Origin of the sequence: Amycolatopsis sp. NBC_01286 (assembly GCF_035982555.1) — a bacterium.
Classification (GTDB): domain Bacteria; phylum Actinomycetota; class Actinomycetes; order Mycobacteriales; family Pseudonocardiaceae; genus Amycolatopsis.
This window is the reverse complement of the sequence record NZ_CP108428.1, coordinates 3,571,899-3,589,518: the sequence shown is the minus strand read 5'-3', so window position 1 is coordinate 3,589,518 and position 17,620 is coordinate 3,571,899. Positions and strand designations below refer to the sequence as shown.

15 protein-coding genes and 1 pseudogene are annotated in these 17,620 nt (G+C 71.3%); 7 read left to right on the top strand and 9 right to left on the bottom strand.

Going from position 1 to position 17,620, the window contains the following annotated elements:
* Window positions 1-178: 178 nt before the first annotated feature.
* Window positions 179-1,015, bottom strand: coding sequence for a TatD family hydrolase (locus OG570_RS17435; protein WP_326944484.1), 837 nt, complete (start codon window positions 1,013-1,015; stop codon window positions 179-181).
* 12 nt (window positions 1,016-1,027) lie between these two features.
* Window positions 1,028-2,821, bottom strand: coding sequence for a methionine--tRNA ligase (gene metG / locus OG570_RS17430; protein ID WP_247057971.1), 1,794 nt, complete (start codon window positions 2,819-2,821; stop codon window positions 1,028-1,030).
* A 57-nt stretch (window positions 2,822-2,878) separates the two neighbouring features.
* On the opposite strand from metG, the pseudogene OG570_RS17425 reads away from it, so the two are divergent.
* From OG570_RS17425 to OG570_RS17415, 3 genes and pseudogenes are all read left to right on the top strand, one after another.
* Window positions 2,879-3,147, top strand: a pseudogene (locus tag OG570_RS17425) (PadR family transcriptional regulator); the annotation flags it as partial.
* Between the two features lie 198 nt (window positions 3,148-3,345).
* The gene (locus OG570_RS17420; RefSeq protein ID WP_326957682.1) at window positions 3,346-3,960 is read left to right on the top strand and encodes a glycoside hydrolase family 25 protein; all 615 of its coding nucleotides are present in this window, start codon (window positions 3,346-3,348) and stop codon (window positions 3,958-3,960) included.
* A gap of 19 nt (window positions 3,961-3,979) precedes the next feature.
* The gene (locus tag OG570_RS17415) at window positions 3,980-5,224 is read left to right on the top strand and encodes an aminodeoxychorismate synthase component I (protein ID WP_326957681.1); all 1,245 of its coding nucleotides are present in this window, start codon (window positions 3,980-3,982) and stop codon (window positions 5,222-5,224) included.
* Between the two features lie 47 nt (window positions 5,225-5,271).
* On the opposite strand, the gene OG570_RS17410 is transcribed toward OG570_RS17415, so the two are convergent.
* Complete coding sequence (locus tag OG570_RS17410; protein WP_326957680.1) at window positions 5,272-6,231, bottom strand: quinone oxidoreductase family protein; 960 nt, start codon at window positions 6,229-6,231, stop codon at window positions 5,272-5,274.
* 40 nt (window positions 6,232-6,271) lie between these two features.
* Here OG570_RS17410 and OG570_RS17405 point away from each other — a divergent pair, with 40 nt between their 5' ends.
* On the top strand, window positions 6,272-6,805 hold the full coding sequence (locus OG570_RS17405) for a QsdR family transcriptional regulator (protein ID WP_326957679.1): 534 nt from the start codon (window positions 6,272-6,274) through the stop codon (window positions 6,803-6,805).
* Between the two features lie 24 nt (window positions 6,806-6,829).
* Here OG570_RS17405 and OG570_RS17400 read toward each other — a convergent pair whose 3' ends face one another.
* The 4 genes from OG570_RS17400 to rsmI form a co-directional block, all read right to left on the bottom strand.
* Window positions 6,830-7,024 (bottom strand): hypothetical protein, encoded by a 195-nt coding sequence (locus OG570_RS17400; protein WP_326957677.1) that lies wholly within the window; start codon window positions 7,022-7,024, stop codon window positions 6,830-6,832.
* Window positions 7,025-7,034: 10 nt separating this feature from the next.
* The gene (locus OG570_RS17395; RefSeq protein ID WP_326957675.1) at window positions 7,035-9,449 is read right to left on the bottom strand and encodes a LamG domain-containing protein; all 2,415 of its coding nucleotides are present in this window, start codon (window positions 9,447-9,449) and stop codon (window positions 7,035-7,037) included.
* Between the two features lie 188 nt (window positions 9,450-9,637).
* Window positions 9,638-9,865: a hypothetical protein gene (locus tag OG570_RS17390; RefSeq protein WP_326957673.1), complete on the bottom strand. Its 228-nt coding sequence runs from the start codon at window positions 9,863-9,865 to the stop codon at window positions 9,638-9,640.
* A gap of 4 nt (window positions 9,866-9,869) precedes the next feature.
* A complete protein-coding gene (rsmI, locus tag OG570_RS17385) occupies window positions 9,870-10,706 on the bottom strand; it encodes a 16S rRNA (cytidine(1402)-2'-O)-methyltransferase (protein ID WP_326960056.1) in 837 nt (278 codons plus the stop codon).
* A gap of 79 nt (window positions 10,707-10,785) precedes the next feature.
* On the opposite strand from rsmI, the gene OG570_RS17380 reads away from it, so the two are divergent.
* A complete protein-coding gene (locus OG570_RS17380) occupies window positions 10,786-12,354 on the top strand; it encodes a dolichyl-phosphate-mannose--protein mannosyltransferase (RefSeq protein WP_326944488.1) in 1,569 nt (522 codons plus the stop codon).
* Window position 12,355: 1 nt separating this feature from the next.
* On the opposite strand, the gene OG570_RS17375 is transcribed toward OG570_RS17380, so the two are convergent.
* On the bottom strand, window positions 12,356-13,069 hold the full coding sequence (locus OG570_RS17375; protein WP_326960054.1) for an AraC family transcriptional regulator: 714 nt from the start codon (window positions 13,067-13,069) through the stop codon (window positions 12,356-12,358).
* An 82-nt stretch (window positions 13,070-13,151) separates the two neighbouring features.
* Between OG570_RS17375 and OG570_RS17370 the strand changes: the two genes are divergently transcribed.
* Window positions 13,152-13,721: a class I SAM-dependent methyltransferase gene (locus tag OG570_RS17370; RefSeq protein ID WP_326957671.1), complete on the top strand. Its 570-nt coding sequence runs from the start codon at window positions 13,152-13,154 to the stop codon at window positions 13,719-13,721.
* Between the two features lie 68 nt (window positions 13,722-13,789).
* Here OG570_RS17370 and OG570_RS17365 read toward each other — a convergent pair whose 3' ends face one another.
* Window positions 13,790-15,547, bottom strand: a complete 1,758-nt coding sequence (locus OG570_RS17365; RefSeq protein WP_247057992.1) for a serine/threonine-protein kinase — start codon at window positions 15,545-15,547, stop codon at window positions 13,790-13,792.
* 195 nt (window positions 15,548-15,742) lie between these two features.
* Here OG570_RS17365 and OG570_RS17360 point away from each other — a divergent pair, with 195 nt between their 5' ends.
* Window positions 15,743-17,620, top strand: a complete 1,878-nt coding sequence (locus OG570_RS17360; RefSeq protein WP_326957669.1) for a propionyl-CoA synthetase — start codon at window positions 15,743-15,745, stop codon at window positions 17,618-17,620.

The following is a 17,620-nucleotide window of genomic DNA, read 5'->3' as shown; positions in this document are numbered from 1 at the left end:
CGACGTGCACTGACGTGACTGAGGGCGTAACAGCCGGCAACTACATGGTGCAGTACCGACCGGCACGATCACGGGACAGTAACGGGTCCCGCCGGGTTGCGCAAACACCCCCCGGAGTGTCGTGATCTGGGTCACTCCATCGAGTGGGCGATCATGGAACCCGGTTGTCGCAATGCGTTCAACCCGTTGTGACACTGGGGAGTCGGTAGATCCGCTCGGCCGTGGTCCGGACGGCTTCGGCGACCTCGTGGACAGCTTCGCCCCTGAGCGCCGCGAGGTGACGGACGGTGTAGGCGGCGCCGTACGGCTCGTTCGGCCGCCCACGGAAGGGGTGGGGGGTCAGAAACGGCGCGTCGGTCTCGACGAGGTAACCGTCGGGCGGGCAGAGCCGCGCCGCCTCGTGGAGCCCCTTGGCGTTCTTGAACGTCACGGTGCCGGCGAACGAAAGCACGTAACCGGCGTCGATGCAGCGCCGCGCGATTTCCGCGTCGCCGGAAAAACAATGGAAGATTACGGCATTCGGCGCACCCTCTTCGACCAGAATGCGCAATACGTCCTCGTGGGCCTCGCGGTCGTGGATCATCAGCGGCTTGCCGAGCCGCTTCGCGAGGTCGATGTGCCAGCGGAAGGCGTCCTGCTGGGCGTCGTGGGGCGAGTAGTCCCAGTAGTAGTCGAGGCCGGTCTCGCCGACGGCGACCACGCGGTCCTGGCCCGCCAGGCGCTCCACTTCGGCCTTCTCGGCGTCGCCGAAGGCCTTGGTCCGCGTCGGGTGGACGGCGACCGCAGCCCAGACCCGCCGGTCCCACGTCGCCGCCTCGGCCGCCCAGCGGGCGGAGGCGAGGTCGTCGGCCACCGTCACCACGCGCGCGACGCCCGCGCGCTCGGCGCGGTCGACCATGGCCGTCACATCGGCCGCGGTGACCGCGCCGCACGCGTCGAGGTGGGTGTGCGCGTCCACCACCGCCACCGGGAGCCGGTCCGGGACCGGGGGCAGTTCGCGCTTCTCGTCACCCAACTCGCGTACCTCTTACTTCGTGATCGGGGCCCACTCGGGGCCGGTCTCCCCGAGCTCCGGGTCGAGCTTCGTGAACAGCGGCGACGGCTTGGCGAGCGGGACGCCGACCTCGATCGGCTTCGACTCCCACTTCGCCTGCTCCGCCGCGTAGTCGCCGGTGAGGATCGGGTTGACCCGCCCGGCGATGTCGAGGTCCTCGACCTCCTTGAGCTCCGGCTGCGCGGCCCACACGCCGGTGCCGCCGAGGGCCTCGTGGATCTTCTGGGCCGAGTGCGGCAGGAACGGCGTCAGCAGCGTGTTGGCGTCGCTGACGACCTGCAGCGCGGTGTGCAGCACGCTGTCGCGGCGCGCCGGGTCGTCCTTGAGCTTCCACGGCTCCTGGTCCGACAGGTACTTGTTCGCCGCCGTGACGACGCGCATCGCCTCGCCGGCCGCCTGCTTGAACCGCGACCGGGCCAGGTGTGCCCCGACGGTGTCGAACGCCTTGCGGGACAACGCCTTCAGCTCTTCGTCGGCCGGGGCCGGCGCCTCCGGGCGCGGGATCGCGCCGACGTTCTTGTGCGCCATCGAGATGGACCGGTTGACCAGGTTGCCCCACTCGTTGGCCAGCTCGAAGTTGGTCCGGCGGACGAACTCGTCCCAGGTGAAGTCGGTGTCCTGGGTCTCCGGGCCGGCGACCGAGATGAAGTACCGCAGCGTGTCCGGGCCGAAGTCGCGCAGGAAGTCCTCGACGTAGATGACGCGCCCGCGCGAGGTCGAGAACTTCGAGCCGCTCATGGTGAGGAACTCGCTGGAGACGATCTCGTCCGGCAGGTGCAGCTTGCCGTACTTCCCGGCCTCGCCGCCCTTGTCGCCCTCGCCGTTGTGGCCGAACAGCAGCGCCGGCCAGATCTGGGCGTGGAAGGTGATGTTGTCCTTGCCCATGAAGTAGTAGGACCGCGCGTCGGGGTTGGTCCACCACTCCTGCCACGCGTCCGGGTTCCCGGAGCGCCGCGCCCACTCGACACTGGCCGAGAAGTAGCCGATCACCGCGTCGAACCAGACGTAGAACCGCTTCATCGGCTGGTCGCTCCAGCCGTCGAGCGGGATCTTGACGCCCCAGTCGAGGTCGCGGGTGATCGGCCGGGGCCGCATGTCGTCGATCAGGTTCTTGGTGAAGTTGAGGACGTTCGGGCGCCAGTCGGTCTTGGTCGAGAGCCAGTCGCCGAGGGTCTTGGTGAACGCCGGGAGGTCGAGGAAGTAGTGCTCGGTCTCGACGAACTTGGGCGTCTCGCCGTTGATCCGCGACTTGGGGTTGATCAGCTCCGCGGCGTCGAGCTGGTTGCCGCAGTTGTCGCACTGGTCGCCGCGCGCGCCGTCGTACCCGCAGATCGGGCAGGTGCCCTCGACGTAGCGGTCGGGCAGCGTGCGGCCGGTGGACGGGCTGATCGCGCCGCGCGTGGTCTTCGGCACGACGTAGCCGTTGCGGTGCAGCGCCAGGAAGATCTGCTGCGTCACGTCGGCGTGGTTGCCGGTGGTGGTCCGGGTGAACAGGTCGTAGGACAGGCCGAGGCCCTGCAGGTCGTTGCCGATCTGACGGGTGTACTTGTCGGCGGTCTGCTGGGAGGTGAGGCCTTCCTTGTCGGCCTGGACGGTGATCGGCGTGCCGTGTTCGTCGGTGCCGGACACCATGAGCACCCGGTTGCCGGCCATTCGCTGGTAGCGGGAGAAGACGTCGGACGGGACGCCGAATCCGGACACGTGGCCGATGTGGCGGGGGCCGTTGGCGTAGGGCCAGGCCACCGCAGTCAACACTGGGGTGCTCATACCTTATTAGCCTACGGATGCCACCCAAGGCGATTTCGGCAGGTACAGGAGGCCAGGTTGTCCGCGACGCGTCTGCTCGTCCTCGGGGTCGTGCGCATGTACGGCCGCGCGCACGGCTACCAGGTGCGGCGCGAGCTGCTGAGCTGGTCGGCGGACAAGTGGCCGACGTCCAGCCGGGGTCGATCCACCACGCGCTGAACCTGCTGGAGCAGATCGACGTCGAGCCGGGCGACGGCGGCCCGGACCGCGTCGCCTACCGGCTCACCGACGTCGGCGAGCAGGAGTACCGGCTCCTGCTGTCGAAGGCGCTGTCCGACCCGGAGCTCACCTCGGCGCTGATCGCGCAGCCGGCGCGGGAGCGTCGTCCTGCCGGCGCTCGCGGTGCTGTCGGTGTGGTGGGGCACGCGGACGTTCCAGCGCGAGAGCGCCTGACCGAAAACGCCTGATCAACCCGGTGTGGTGCGACTGCGGGTCCGCTCCCGGCGACGTATGGTGTGCTCTCATCTACGCGCCGGGGGCGGACTGTGACGGAGCCGGAAGCCGAACTCGGCATCTCGCTGTCCCACCGCGAGCGCGTCACGGACTGGCAGGCCGTCCGCGGCGCGCAGGCCAAGTTCGTCTCGGTGACGATCAGCGAGAACGTCAACTGGAGCAGCTCGGCCGCGGAGCGCAGCCTGGCCGGCGCGCAGGAAGCGGGACTGCACGTCGGCGGCCGCCACTACGCGCGGCCCGGCGCGGTGCACGACCAGGCCGACCACTTCGTCCGGACGGCGAGCAAGCTCGGCGCGTTCTCGCCCGGGTCGCTGGCGCCGGCGCTGGAGGTGGCGGCGCCGAGCGTCGACGACCGGTTCATCAAGCTGTGGATCAAGCACGTCCGGCAGGCGGCGCGGATCGAGCGGGTGCTGATCTACGCCGACTACGACTGCTGGCAGCAGCGCCTGCACCCGGACCGCTGGGCCGACTCCGAGGTCGTGCTCTGGCTGATCCGGCACAACGGCATCCCGGGCCGGGCGGGCTGGTTCCACGCGCGGCTCGGCATCCACCAGCACGCGTGCGCGCCGGGGGTACCGGGGATCAGCGGGCCGGTGGAGCAGAACGCCGTCGTGTATCCGTTCACATTGGGCGACCTTTTGCTGTAGGACCGGTGACAATGTCGCCATGCGCGTGCAGAGCAGGACACTCCGGACGAACGTGACGCCGTCGCGCGCGCTCCTGGTCCTGGCCGCGCACGCCCGGGCCCGTGGCCTGCCGCCGCCCGCGATGCTGTCGGGCGACTGGTTCGGCTCACGCGCGGTGATCGCACCGTCGCTTGAGGTGTCCCCGGGCCCGGTGTCCTGGCCCGCACCGGTAGACGCCCCGCACGGCGTGGTCGGCGGCGGCTGGTTCGGCTACCTGTCCTACGACTCGGCGGACCCGTCGGGCCGGCGCGGCGCCCTGCCCGCGACGGCGTGGGGCTGGACGGACCACGTGCTGCGCTGGTCGGCGTCGGGCACCTGCCACCTGGAGTCCCTGGACGGCGGCGGCCCGTCGGTGTCCACAATGGAGTCTCTGCTGGATTCTTCGCCGGTCGCTCCTTCCTGGACGGCCGGTCCTCTACGACGTCCGCTGCCGTCGGAACACCGGGACGCGGTGAAGGCGTGCGTGCACGCGATCGAGGCCGGGGAGCTGTTCCAGGCGAACATCTGCACCCGCTTCACGGGCTCGTTCGCGGGCTCGCCGGCCGCGCTGTTCGCCACCGGCGTCTCCCGGCTGAACCCGCGCCGGGCGGCGTTCCTGTCGGGTTCGTGGGGTTCGGTCGTGTCGTTCTCGCCGGAGCTGTTCCTGGCGCGCCACGGCCGTTCGGTGCTGTCGACGCCGATCAAGGGAACGCTCCCCCGGCGCGGGCCTCTTGACGCCGGGAACGCTTCGCTGCTGCGTCAGTCCACGAAAGACGTCGCGGAGAACGTGATGATCACGGACCTGGTGCGCAACGACCTGGGCCGGGTGTGCGAGGTGGGCTCGGTGACGGTGCCGTCGCTGCTGCGGGTGCGCCCGGCGCCGGGGGTGTGGCACCTGGAGTCGACGGTCTCGGGTGTGCTGGGCCCGTCGGTGTCCGACGCCCAACTGCTGGCCGCGACGTTCCCGCCGGGCTCGGTGACGGGCGCGCCGAAGATCCGCGCGCAGGACCTGATCGCGGAACTGGAGCCGTCCGGCCGCGGCGTCTACACGGGAGCCATCGGCCTGGTTTCGCCGGCGGCGGGCCTGGAGCTGAACGTCGCGATCCGGACGTTCGAGATCGCGGACGGCTCGATAACCCTGGGCGTCGGCGGCGGTATCACGGCGGATTCGGACCCGGAGGCGGAGTGGCAGGAGTGCCTCCACAAGGCCGCGCCGCTGGAGGCCCTGCTGGCTTCAAAGCCGTGAAGGCCTCCTTACCGGCTCTTATGGCCGGTAAGGAGGCCTTCACGGCTTTACTTCGTCGGGTCGAGGAGGAGCTTGCCGACCGTGCCGCGGGAGCGCAGGGCTTCGTGTGCGCCGCGGGCGTTCGTCAGGGCGTACTCGCCGCCCGGGATCGCGCGGAGGTTCCCGGCCAGGACCAGGTCGAACAGCTCGGTCAGCGCCGTGCCGAAGACGTTGCCCGGCAGGCGGAAGACGTGCGGCAGCCACATGCCGCTGACCGTCGTGCTGTGGCCGAGGATGTTGCGCAGGTCCAGCGGCTTCGGCGACTCGCGCCCGGCCATGCCGTAGAACGCCAGCCGGCCGAATGCCGCCAGCGCGGCGATGCTCTGGTCGGTCGTCCTGCCGCCGACCATGTCGAGCACGACGTCGACGCGGCGGCCGCCGTTGGCCTCGAGCAGCGTCGCGGTCATGTCCTCGGCGCGCGAGTCGACCGCGACGTCGGCGCCGAGTTCGAGGGCGAGCGCGCGCTTCTCGTCGTTGCTGGCGGTCGCGATGACGCGGCCCGCGCCCCACGCCTTGGCGAGCTGCACGGCGATCGTCCCGACCCCGCCGGCGGCCGCGTGCACGACGACGGACTCGCCCGGCTCGAGGTGGGCGTTCTTGCGCAGCAGCACCCAGGCGGTCGCGCCCTGGACCAGCATGGACAGCGCGGTCAAGTCGTCGATGCCGTCGGGCACCGGGAACGTGGTGACCTCGGGTGCGACGGCCTTTTCGGCGTACCCGCCACCGCTGTTGAGCAGTGCGACGACGCGCTTGCCGTCCGGCGTGCGCCCGACGACCTCGCCACCGGGCACGAGCGGCAGCTTCGCCGGGGCGAGGTAGGAGTTCTCGGCCTGGTGGGTGTCGGCGTAGTTGACGCCGACGCGCTCGACGTCGATCAGCACCTCACCGGGCCCGGCCACCGGATCGGGCAGTTCGACGGGCGTGAGCACCTCGGGTCCACCGAACTCGGTCACCTGCACTGCGCGCATCTGCTGGTCCTCTCGATCGTCGTGTGAGACATTCTGACATATGTCTCACGAGTTCGAGCTGGCCCGCACCTGGTTCCTGTCCGGCCGCCGGCTGGACATGGGAGAACTGGCGGCGGCACTGTCCATCAGCCGCGCGACGCTGCACCGCCGCATCGGCTCCCGGGACCGGTTGCTGGGCGAGATCCTGTGGTCCCTTTCGTCCGCATCGATTGCTCACCTGCTGCCCTCGTGCGTCGGACGCGGAACCGCCGGTATCGCGGACTTCGTCAGCGGCTTCGTCCGATCGGCGAACGAGTCCCCGCCGTTCCGGGACTTCCTGCGCCGGGAGCCGGAGCGGGCCCTGCGCCTGCTGACGACCCGGGCAAGCGTCTGCCAGCAGCGGACCATCGCCGAACTGGAGTCCCTGCTGTCGACGGAGGCCAAGGCGGGCCGTCTCGTACCCCCGTTACCCGTGTCGGACCTGGCCTACCTGCTGGTGCGGATCGGCGAGTCGTTCGTCTACACGGACGTGATCACCGGAGGCGCGCCCGATGCCGGGAAGGCGCACGCCGCGGTGACGGCACTGCTGTCCTAGGGGTGGTCCGGGACGGTTGACCCGTCAAGCGCCACCTGCGAAGGAGACGACATCGGCGAACGCGTCTTCGGCGATCCCACCGAGAACAAGATCCTTCTCCAGCTCGCGCAGCCTGGCCACGAGCGCCGGACCGATCTCGTGATCGAGCCGGGCGACGTCACCTCGTCGAACCAGTTCGACCATCTCCGCGCGCCACGGCCCGTCTCCCGCATCGGTCACCACCGCCGTCCTAGGGGTGGTCGAGGATGGTGTCGACGTTGATGTGCTGCTGGTCGAGCACGCCGCTGTAAACCCGGATGCCTCGCAGGTCGCCGTACCAGTGATCGCTGTCCTGGCCGTTGACACGACCACGCCCGAGGAAGAGGTCCTCGAGATCGCTCGCGCCGTTCCAGCCGGTGACGTCACCGACGCACTTCGGGCTGTACTCGTACGCGTCCGTCGTCGCGTACAGGCACGCCTGGTGCGTCACGGCGTCGTACGTCCCGGCGAGGTGGGTCCAGACGCCGGACTCGGCGTCCCCGTCCGGCGTCACCTGGGTCGTGCCCAGTGTCCAGTTCCACCTGGGGCGCCAGGTGCCGTTCGCGTCCTGCGCGCCGCGGTAGCCCAGGAGGTACGGCGAGGAGGATGCGCTGTTCGCGCCGAGCGCCGTGCGGCCGGCCTTGTCCACGCCCGCGGGGTCGGACGGGTCACGCTGCTTCTCCCGCTCGGCGTCCGCCTCGGTCCAGGTGTGCTTGACCCAGGCTTCGGCCGTGAAGCTCCGGTCGCTGCGGAAGTTCTGCGGGCGCGGCCCTTCGACCTGGGCGGCGCCGTCGAACGGGAAGCGGCCGACGTCCGCGCCGTCGTCGTCGGTCGTCAGCTGGAAACTCCCGCCCGGGGTGCCCGTGACACCGCTGACCGAGTCCGTCGTGGTGCCGTCGAGCTGGTAGTTCGCCCGCAGCACGGCGGTGTTGGCGAGCTCGGCCACCTCGGCGGCCGGCAGCGCGCGGTCCCACACCTGGACCTGGTCGATCGATCCCGCGAAGGCGCCGATCCGGAACGGGCCGGTCGACCGCCACGCGGTGCCCGCCGGGATCGTCGTTTCCGCGGCGAGCGTGCCGTCGACGTACAGCCGTTCCTTGCCCGCGAGCACGTCGTGGACACCCGTCAGGTGGGTCCACTTCCCGAGATGCGGGGTGATGGAAGTCTTCGCCCACCGCCAGAGGCCCCCGGTGGTGCTCAGCCCGAACTCGAGGCTGTCGGACGTGGCACCGAGGCTGAACGCGTCGCCGGAGGTGCCTCCCTGCGCGGCGAAGGTGTAGCAGCCGGGCTTGTCCAGCTTCACCCAGGCCGAAACCGCCAGGCCTCCCGCGGTGTCCACCACCGGGGACGACGTCACCGCGCCGGTGCCCGCCAGCGCCTGGCCCCGGCCGTGGCCGATCGAGTCGTCGGTCGCGGACCGGCCCGGCGAATCCGAGTAGCCCGGACCGTAGGCGACGTTCGCCCCGGTCAGCGTGCCGTCGGCGCCGGTGGCGTCGGCCGTGTCACCGTCCAATGTGTACTCACGGGTGGCGGAAAGTCCGGTCGGGAAGCCGTTCTGGTTGTAGAGCGTGGTGACGTCGGCGGCGGACAGGGCGCGTCCGAAGGCCGTCACCTCGTCGATCGCCCCGTGGAAGAGGTCCGCCCGCGCTCCCGCGGCCAGGCCGCCGCCGAGGACCAGCGGGCCTGCCCCGCCCGAAGCCGTGGCCAGGATCGTCTGCTGGGCCTGGCCGTCGACGTACAGCGTCGCTGTGTGCGCCGCCGCGTTGTAGACGCCGGCGAGGTGCGTCCAGACGCCCGTCGCCGGAGCCGCCGTCGAGACCGCCGACCGCACGACCGGGTTCGCGACGTCCGAGCCGCTCAGGCTGAACGCCCACTTGCCGGTTTCCAGGTACTGCAGGGCGAACCCGCTCGTCCGGGCGCCGTCCTGGGACAGCACCACCCGCCGCTTGCTCAGGTCGGCCGCGTCGACCCACGCCGACACCGAGAACGACTTGCCGAGGTCCAGGACCCGCGCGCTCGTCGCCAGGTAGTCGCCGGGCCGGCCGCTCACGGGCACCGCCTGACCGAGCTTGCCCGGCGCGAAGGGGGCCGAACCGGCACCCGCGTAGCGCAGGCCGGCGAACTGCGAGCGGGTGTCGCCCTCGAACTGCCACGCCGCCACCGGCGCCGCGGCGTCCTTGACCGAGAAGGAGTAGTCGGTCCGCGCCGACGGTGTCTCCGCGCTGTCGCACGCCCACGCGCTCAGCACGTGCGGACCCGAACCGGCGGGTGCGATGGTCGTGGTGACGGGACCGCCCGGCACCGTCGGCTTCACCGTGCCGGCCTCGACGCCGTTGCAGCTCGGCGAGACCGCGTTGTCCAGTCGCCAGACGTAGTGGTCGACCGGGGACCCGGTGCCGGCCGGCGTGAACGTGAAGTCACCAGGCACACCCGGGCCGCCGCCGAACGTATCGGCCGGGTACGTCTGCGAGGAAACCGCAGGCGCGCCGGGCGCCTGCGGGACGGTCGCGCCGTCAGCCGGACGCGCGAAGACCGCGGCGGGGATGATCCCGGACACCACGGCCAGCACGAGGAAGAGCCCGCCACGGCCGGCTCTCGACCGGGAAGAACGCACAACGGAAGACACGCGGAAACCCCTCCTCCGCGACCTGGACAGTCCTGGCCGCGCCCACCGGGAACGATCGTCGATGATCGACTGCGGCGGTAGCGACCGAACGGCTCAATCTCGATCTCACACGCCACAAGTCGCACATACAGGACATTGCCCTGGAGTGAACGGGCGGTTCGGCGCGATGCTCGCCGGCCCGGAGCGCGTCACTCGGGTGGCCGCGATGTGCGGATCCGTGCCGCTTCGGCTCGGGCTTCGGCAGCCTCCGCGGCCGCCCGGCGCCGGTCTTCCGGGAAGATCAGCAACGGCGCCAGCGTCTCCAGGGCCTCCGCGACCCGCTCACGCCACGCGGCGAGGTCTCCGCCGTCGGGCTTCTCGTCCCGAGCCCTTCCCAGCGCGCGCAACGCGGCACGCAGCTCAGGCGAGATGGACACCGGCTCAGGACTTCCGCGCCGCCAGGACCGCGTCGTACAGTTCCTTTTTGGACACTCCGGTCGCCTCCGCGACCTCGGCCGCCGCGGACTTCAACCGCTCGCCCGCCGAGACCCGGTCCGCCACCTCCGCCACCAGGTCCGCCACCGACACCGAGCGCGGCTCGGCGCCCGACAGCACCACCGTGATCTCGCCGCGCACGCCGTCCGCGGCCCACTCGGCCAGCGACGCCAACGAGCCCCGCTTCACCTCTTCGTACGTCTTCGTCAGCTCACGGCACACCGCCGCGCGCCGGTCTGCGCCCAGCGTCGTGGCCGCGTCCGACAGCAGGGAGGCCAGCCGGTGCGGGGACTCGAAGAACACCACCGTGCGCGGCTCGGAGACCAGCGACGTGAGCCACTTCGTCCGCTCGCCCGGCTTGCGTGGCGCGAAACCCTCGAAACAGAACCGGTCACACGGCAAACCGGACAAAGCGAGCGCCGTCGTCACCGCGGACGGGCCCGGCAGGCACGTCACCGGAATGTCCGCTTCGACGCACGCGGCCACCAGGCGGAAGCCCGGATCGGACACACTGGGCATACCGGCGTCCGTCACCAGCACCACCGTCTCGCCCGCCTGTAACGATTCGAGCAACCTGGGCAGGCGCGCCGTCTCGACGTCCTCGTAGAAACTCACCACGCGGCCGCGCGGGGTGATGTCCAGGGCCGAGGCCAGCGACCGGAAGCGGCGGGTGTCCTCAGCGGCCACGACGTCGGCTTCGGCCAGCGCTTCCGCCAGGCGGGGCGAAGCGTCGCGGACGTCGCCGAGTGGGGTAGCGGCCAGGACCAAGCGGCCGGTTGTCACCGATGAGCTCACCCGGCCAGCCTAGGCGGGTCGGCGGATCCGGACGACGTACGCCCTGTCCCGCCCGTAGGATCGCCCCGTGACCGCCGTGCTGACCCGTCCCGACGACGAAAGCGTCCGGCCGGGCCCGGTCGAGGCGCTCCGGCCGCCGACCGACCGCGAGACGACCCTGCTCGGCCGCGGCATGCCGGACGACCGGCTGCGCGCTTGGCTCGTGACCATCGTGCTCACCGTGATCGGCGGCATCGTCCGGCTGCAAAACCTCGGCAGCCCGACCGACAAGGGCAGCCCGGTCTTCGACGAGAAGCACTACGTCCCGCAGGCGTGGCAGGTGCTGCGCAACGGCGGTTACGAGGACAACTACGGCTACGAGCTGGTCGTCCACCCGCCGCTGGCCAAGCAGCTGATCGCGGTCGGCGAGTGGCTGTTCGGCTACAACGGCTGGGGCTGGCGGATCATGCCCGCGCTGGCCGGCACGCTCATCATCTTCCTGACCATCCGCATCGCCCGCCGGCTCACCCGGTCCACGCTGCTCGGCGCCATCGCCGGCATCCTGGTGATCAGCGACGGCGTCCTGCACCTGCAGTCGCGGATGGGCATGCTCGACATCTTCATCGCGCTGTTCGTGCTCGCCGCGTTCGCCTGCCTGCTCGTCGACCGCGACCAGGTGCGCACCAGGCTCGCGACGGCCGTCCGCGAGGGCTGGGTCAACGAGACGGTCTGGGGGCCGAAGCTCGGCTTCCGCTGGTGGCGGTTCGCGACCGGGCTGATGATCGGCCTGACCTTCGGCGTCAAGTGGTCGGCGCTCTACTACATCGTCGCGTTCGGGCTGCTGTGCGTCGGGTTCGACGTCGCGGCGCGGCGCGCGGCCGGCGTCGAACGGCCCTGGCTGGGCACGATCCGCCGGGACGTCGCGCCCGCGCTGTGGGCGATCCTGCTCATCCCGCTCGTGATGTACCTCGGCGCGTACTGGGCGTGGTTCGCCAGTGAGACGGCGACCGACCGGCACTACACCGAGATCAAGGACATCGCGCCGGGCGTCTGGGGCTGGATCCCGGCGTCGCTGCGCTCGCTCGGCGACTACTCGGCGAACGTCCTGCACTTCCACGAAACCCTGGTCACGCCCAAGGACAACCCGCACCCGTGGGAGTCGAAGCCCTGGACGTGGCCGATGGGGCTGCGCCCGATGCTCTACAGCTACGACGGCGAAGTCACCGGCTGCGGCGAGTCCCGCTGCGTCAGCGCGACGATGCTGATCGGCACGCCGGCGATGTGGTGGCTGGCCATCCCGATGCTCGCCTGGTCGGCCTGGCGCTCGATCTTCCGCGCGGACTGGCGCTACGCCGCCGTCCTCGTCGGCTACCTCGGCGGCTACGTCTTCTGGTACACCAACATCGACCGGCAGATGTACTTCTTCTACGCGACGCCGCTGGCCGCGTTCCTCGTGCTGGGGTTGACGTTGTGCCTGGGCCAGATCCTGGGCAGCGCGAAACGCGGGTTCGAAAGACGCGGGACCGGTCTGCTCGTCGTCAGCCTGTACGTCGGGCTCGTCGTGGCCAACTTCGCCTGGCTGTGGCCGATCCTCAACGGCATCGCGATCACGACCGGCCAGTGGGAAGCCGAACGCTGGCTGCCGTCCTGGCGGTAGCTCAGCCCGCGAAGTACGCCCTCGGCGTGACGCCGACCGCGCGCCGGAACGCGGCGACGAACGCGCTCGCCGAGCTGTAGCCGACGCGGTGCGCGACCGTCGTCAGCGGGATTCCCTGCGCCAGCAACGGCAGCGCCGCACGTAACCGCACCTGGGTGCGCCACGTCCCGAACGGCATCCGGCACTCGCGGACGAAGATCCGCGCCAGCGTGCGCTCGGCCGCGCCGACGTCCCGGCCGAACTCGGCGAGGCCGCGCGGATCGGCCGGGTTGGCCAGCACCGCCGCCTCGACGTCCCGGGCCCGCGGGTCGGCGGGCGACGGCACCACGATCGGCACGACGTCGAGCGGTTCCAGCAGGTCGAACGCGACGGCTTCGGCCCGCAGCCGCGCCTCCGGGGCGACGCCGTCGCCGGTCAGGTACTCCAGCAGCTCGTGCAGCAGCGGCCGGACGGCGACCAGCCGCGGCTCCGGCCACGACACCGGGCTGCGGTCGGGGTGCGCGTAGATGCCGCGCAGCGCGGCCTTGCCGAGCGCGCCGGTGCGGTGCTGGACGCCGGCGGGCATCCACAGCGCGCGTGTCGGCGGCAGGACCCAGCCGGCGTCGCCCGCTTTGACCGCGATGACCCCGCTGGCCGCCCAGACGAGCTGGTGGACGGGGTGTTCGTGCCACGGGAACCAGGTGCCGGCCGGCAGGTCGACCTCGCCGAGCAGCATCGCGTGGGGTTGGCCGGTTTGCGACATCGGTTGTCAGTCTATCGGCTACCGGTCACCGCGGCGGCTCCCTAACGTCGAAGCCATGCCGATGAACCTGATCCACCGCAAGATCTGCAGCTCGGAGAAGTGGGCGAACACGGTCGAGGAGCGCCTCGCGCCGTGGCTCGCGGAGCGAGAGCTGGGCGACGACGTCCTCGAGATCGGCCCCGGCTTCGGCGCCACGACGAAGGTGCTGCTGGACGTGGTGCCGAAGCTGACGGTCCTGGAGATCGACCCCGCGTCGACCCAGCTGCTGCGCGCGAAGTACGGCGCCCGCGCGGACGTCGTCGAGGGCAGCGGCGCGGAGATGCCGTTCGAGTCCGGCCGGTTCTCCGCGGTCGTCTGCTTCACGATGCTGCACCACGTGCCGACCGACCGGCTGCAGGACGCGATCTTCGCCGAGGCCGCGCGGGTCCTGCGCCCGGGCGGCACGTACTGCGGCAGCGACGGCCAGCTCAACCTCAGGTTCCGCCTGCTGCACATCGGCGACACGATGAACGTCATCGACGCGGGCACGTTCCCCGCGCGGTTGGCGAAGGCGGGCTTCGAGCAGGTGGACGTCGAGGTCCGGCCGAAGGAGCTGGTGATCTTCTCCGCGTCGAAGCCGGGTTGAGGGGTCTGCCGCGGCTTGTCGTGAGTGGTAATTAGGGTTCTAACCCGAATTACCACTCACGAGCACCGTCACCGGTGGGGCTGGCGCGGGACCACCCGGGTCACCGGGCCGTCCAGGGACTTGCCCGCCCTCGACAGCCAGCCCTCCACCTCGCGCCGCACCGAGTTGAGCGTCGGACGGCGTCGCGGTTCCGGGTCCAGCGATGCCGCCAGCAGCCGTGCGTGGGCGCTGCGCTGGGGCAGCCGGGACACCGGTTCCGCACGGGCCGCGGCCATCAGCGCGGCCATCGGCGTCTCGCGGGTGCCGCGTGGGGGCTGGCCGGTCAGTGCGTAGCTGATCGTCGCCGCCAGCTGCCAGGCGTCGGACGCCGGTGAGGCCGTCGCGCCCATCGCCTGCTCCGGGGCGACGAAGTCCGGCGTGCCGATCATCATGCCGGTCGCCGTCATCTTGGAGTCGCCCTGGCTGCGGGCGATGCCGAAGTCGATCAGGTGGGCCAAGCCGCTGGGGTCGAGCACGACGTTCGACGGCTTGATGTCGCGGTGCAGCACGCCCTTCTCGTGCGCGGCCGCGAGCGCGCCCGCCATGGTCGCCCACAGCCGGCCCGCGGCGATGTCGTCGAGCGGGCCCTGGCCGTCGACCAGCTCGGCCAGCGGCCGGCCCTCGAGGTACTCCATGACCAGCGCGAGGCCGTCCGGCTCCTCGGCCAGGTCGTACACCTTGACGCAGTTCGGGTGGCTGACGACGGCCAGCGCGCGGGCCTCGCGCTGCATGCGCTCGGCGGTGTCGCGGTCCGGCGCGTGCGCGATCTTCAGCGCGACCGTGCGGTTGAGCTGGGTGTCGACGGCCTGCCAGACCGTGCCGAAACCACCGGCGCCGAGCTGCTTGACGCGCCGGTAGCGGCTGCCGCCGGCGTTGCGCGAGCCGGGCGGCGGCGGGATCGGGCCCGGCGCCGCGGCCAGCGCGCCCGCCATCGGGGGCGGCTCGGGCGCGGACGCCAGCGCCGTCTTCGGGTACGGCTTGTTGATCGGGGGCGGCGGAGGCGGCGGCGGGGTGGGCCGCGGCTGGACCTGCGACGGCGGCTGCTGCGGCGGCCGGTAGGGCTCCTGCTCGCGGCGCGGCGGCACGTCCGGCCGGTTGATCACCGACCACGGCGGCGGGCCGACCATCGCGACCGGGATCAGGCCCAGCACGCTGAACGGCAGGAACCCGAGCCAGAAGTGCAGCGCGGTGTTCGCTTCCATGCCGACGCTGAACAAGGCCATCGCGACGAACGGGATCCAGAAGAACCGCGACGGCCACTTCGGACCGCGGCGGAACGCCGTGCGCCCCTGCAGCATCACGAACAGCAGCGACCCGGCCGGCAGCACGATGAAGGCCAGCAGGTACACGAAGAACGGGAGGTCGTCGGCGCCGGTGCTGCCGGAGGAGAGCACGTCGAAGACCGTCTGCCGGCCGCCCAGGTAGTTGACCTGGGAGTCGACCCAGCAGCCGCCGGGCCCCTTCAGGGTCGCGACCTCGCTCGCGGACAGCCCGGACTTCTGGCCGGCGAACACCATGCGGTAGACGCCCGACACGCCGTTCGACAGCAGCCACGGCAGCACCAGCGTGCTGAGCAGGCCGATCACGCCGAACACCGACAGCGTCGTCAGGTCGTACCGGTTGCCGGTGCCCTTGCGGATGATCGAGACGACGAGCGCGCCGATCGGCGGCAGCAACGCGACGAGCGCGCCCGCCGCACTCGTGGCCCAGACCCAGTCGCCGGGGCAGAAGCCCGGGCCGAACAAGGAATGGGCTAGCGAGAGCAACGCGCTCGCGAGTCCGTTCACTGCCGGGCTCCCCTCACTGTCCGTGTTCACGTCTTACCGTCACGCGGCATTTCCCCGCGGTCCAGCTTAGGACGCTCGCCGCCGCCGTTGGGTTGCCGGGTCTTTCCGGCGGCCGAATCCCGCACGGAATCCGGCGGGCCCGCCGTCGCGGCGTCATGATGGGACCGGCGGGACGTTCGACGCGAAGGAGCGGCAATGGGCGCGTACTCCGAAGCCTACCGGCGGAGCCTGGCCGAGCCGGACGCGTTCTGGCTGGAAGCGGCCAAGACGATCACCTGGACGAAGACCCCGGAACGGGCCCTCGACGACACGAACCCGCCCTTCTACCGCTGGTTCCCCGACGGCGAGCTGAACACCTCCTACAACGCCCTGGACCGCCACGTCGAGGCCGGCCGCGGCGGGCAGGACGCGCTGATCTGGGACTCCCCCGTGACCGGACAGCAACACACGTTCACCTACGAACAGCTCCGCGACGAGGTCGCGCGCTTCGCCGGTGCGCTGAGTTCCCTCGGCGTGACGCACGGTGACCGGGTGATCGTCTACCTGCCGATGGTCCCCGAAGCCGTGATCGCGATGCTGGCCTGCGCGCGGATCGGCGCGGTGCACTCGGTGGTCTTCGGCGGGTTCGCGCCGAAGGAGCTGGCGGCCCGGATCGAGGACGCGAAGCCGAAGGTCATCCTGGCCGCGTCGTGCGGGATCGAGCCGACGCGCGTCGTCGAGTACAAGCCCATCATCGACGCCGCGCTGGCGCTGACCGAGCACCAGCCGGACCACGTCGTCGTGCTGCAGCGCGAGCAGGCGCCGGCCGAGCTGGGCGAGCGGGACGTCGACTGGCGCGAGCTGGCCGCGAGCGCGTCCCCGGCCGGCCCGGTGCCGGTCAAGGCGACCGACCCGCTCTACATCCTCTACACGTCCGGGACCACCGGGAAGCCGAAGGGCGTCGTCCGCGACACCGGCGGGCACGCGGTGGCGCTGGCCTGGTCGATGGCCGCGATCTACGACGTCCACCCGGGCGACGTCTGGTGGACGGCGTCCGACGTCGGCTGGGTCGTCGGGCACTCCTACATCGTCTACGCGCCGCTGCTGGCCGGGGCGACGACGGTGCTCTACGAGGGCAAGCCGGTCGGGACGCCGGACGCGGGCGCGTTCTGGCGCGTCATCGCCGAGCACGGCGTCCAGGCGCTGTTCACCGCGCCGACCGCGCTGCGGGCGATCAAGAAGGTCGACCCGGACGCGAAAGAACTCGAGAAGTACGACCTCAAGCAGTTCCGGACGCTGTTCATGGCCGGCGAGCGGCTCGACCCGGAGACCTACCACTGGGCGCGCGAGAAGCTGGGCACGCCGGTGATCGACCACTGGTGGCAGACCGAGACGGGCTGGCCGATCGCGGCCAACCTCCGCGGCCTGGAGCCGATGGACGTCAAGCCCGGGTCGGCGACCAAGCCCGTGCCGGGCTGGGACGTCCGGATCCTCGACCAGGCCGGCGACGAGCTGCCGGCCGGTCGCGAGGGCGCCATCACGATCAAGCTGCCGCTGCCGCCGGGCTCGCTGCCGACGCTCTGGGGCGACGACGAGCGCTACCGCGAGGCCTACCTCTCCCGCTACGACGGCCACTACCTGACCGGCGACTCCGGGTACCTCGACGAAGACGGCTACCTGTTCGTCATGGGCCGCACCGACGACGTCATCAACGTCGCCGGGCACCGGCTGTCGACGGGGTCGATGGAGGCCGCGCTGGCCTCGCACCCGGCGGTCGCGGAGTGCGCGGTCATCGGCGTCGCCGACCAGCTCAAGGGCCAGCTGCCACGCGGGTTCGTCGTGCTCAAGGCGGGCGTCGACACGCCCGCGGACCAGCTGCGCGACGAGCTGGTGGCGACGGTGCGCCGCGACATCGGCCCGGTTGCCGCGTTCCGCGACGTGTCCATTGTGGACGCTCTGCCGAAGACGCGGTCCGGGAAGATCCTGCGCAAGACCATGCGCGCGATCGCCGACGGCCGCGACGAGGCGGTGCCGTCGACCATCGAGGATCCCGCCGTGCTGGACGCGATCCGGGCGGCGTTGCGCACTTCGTAA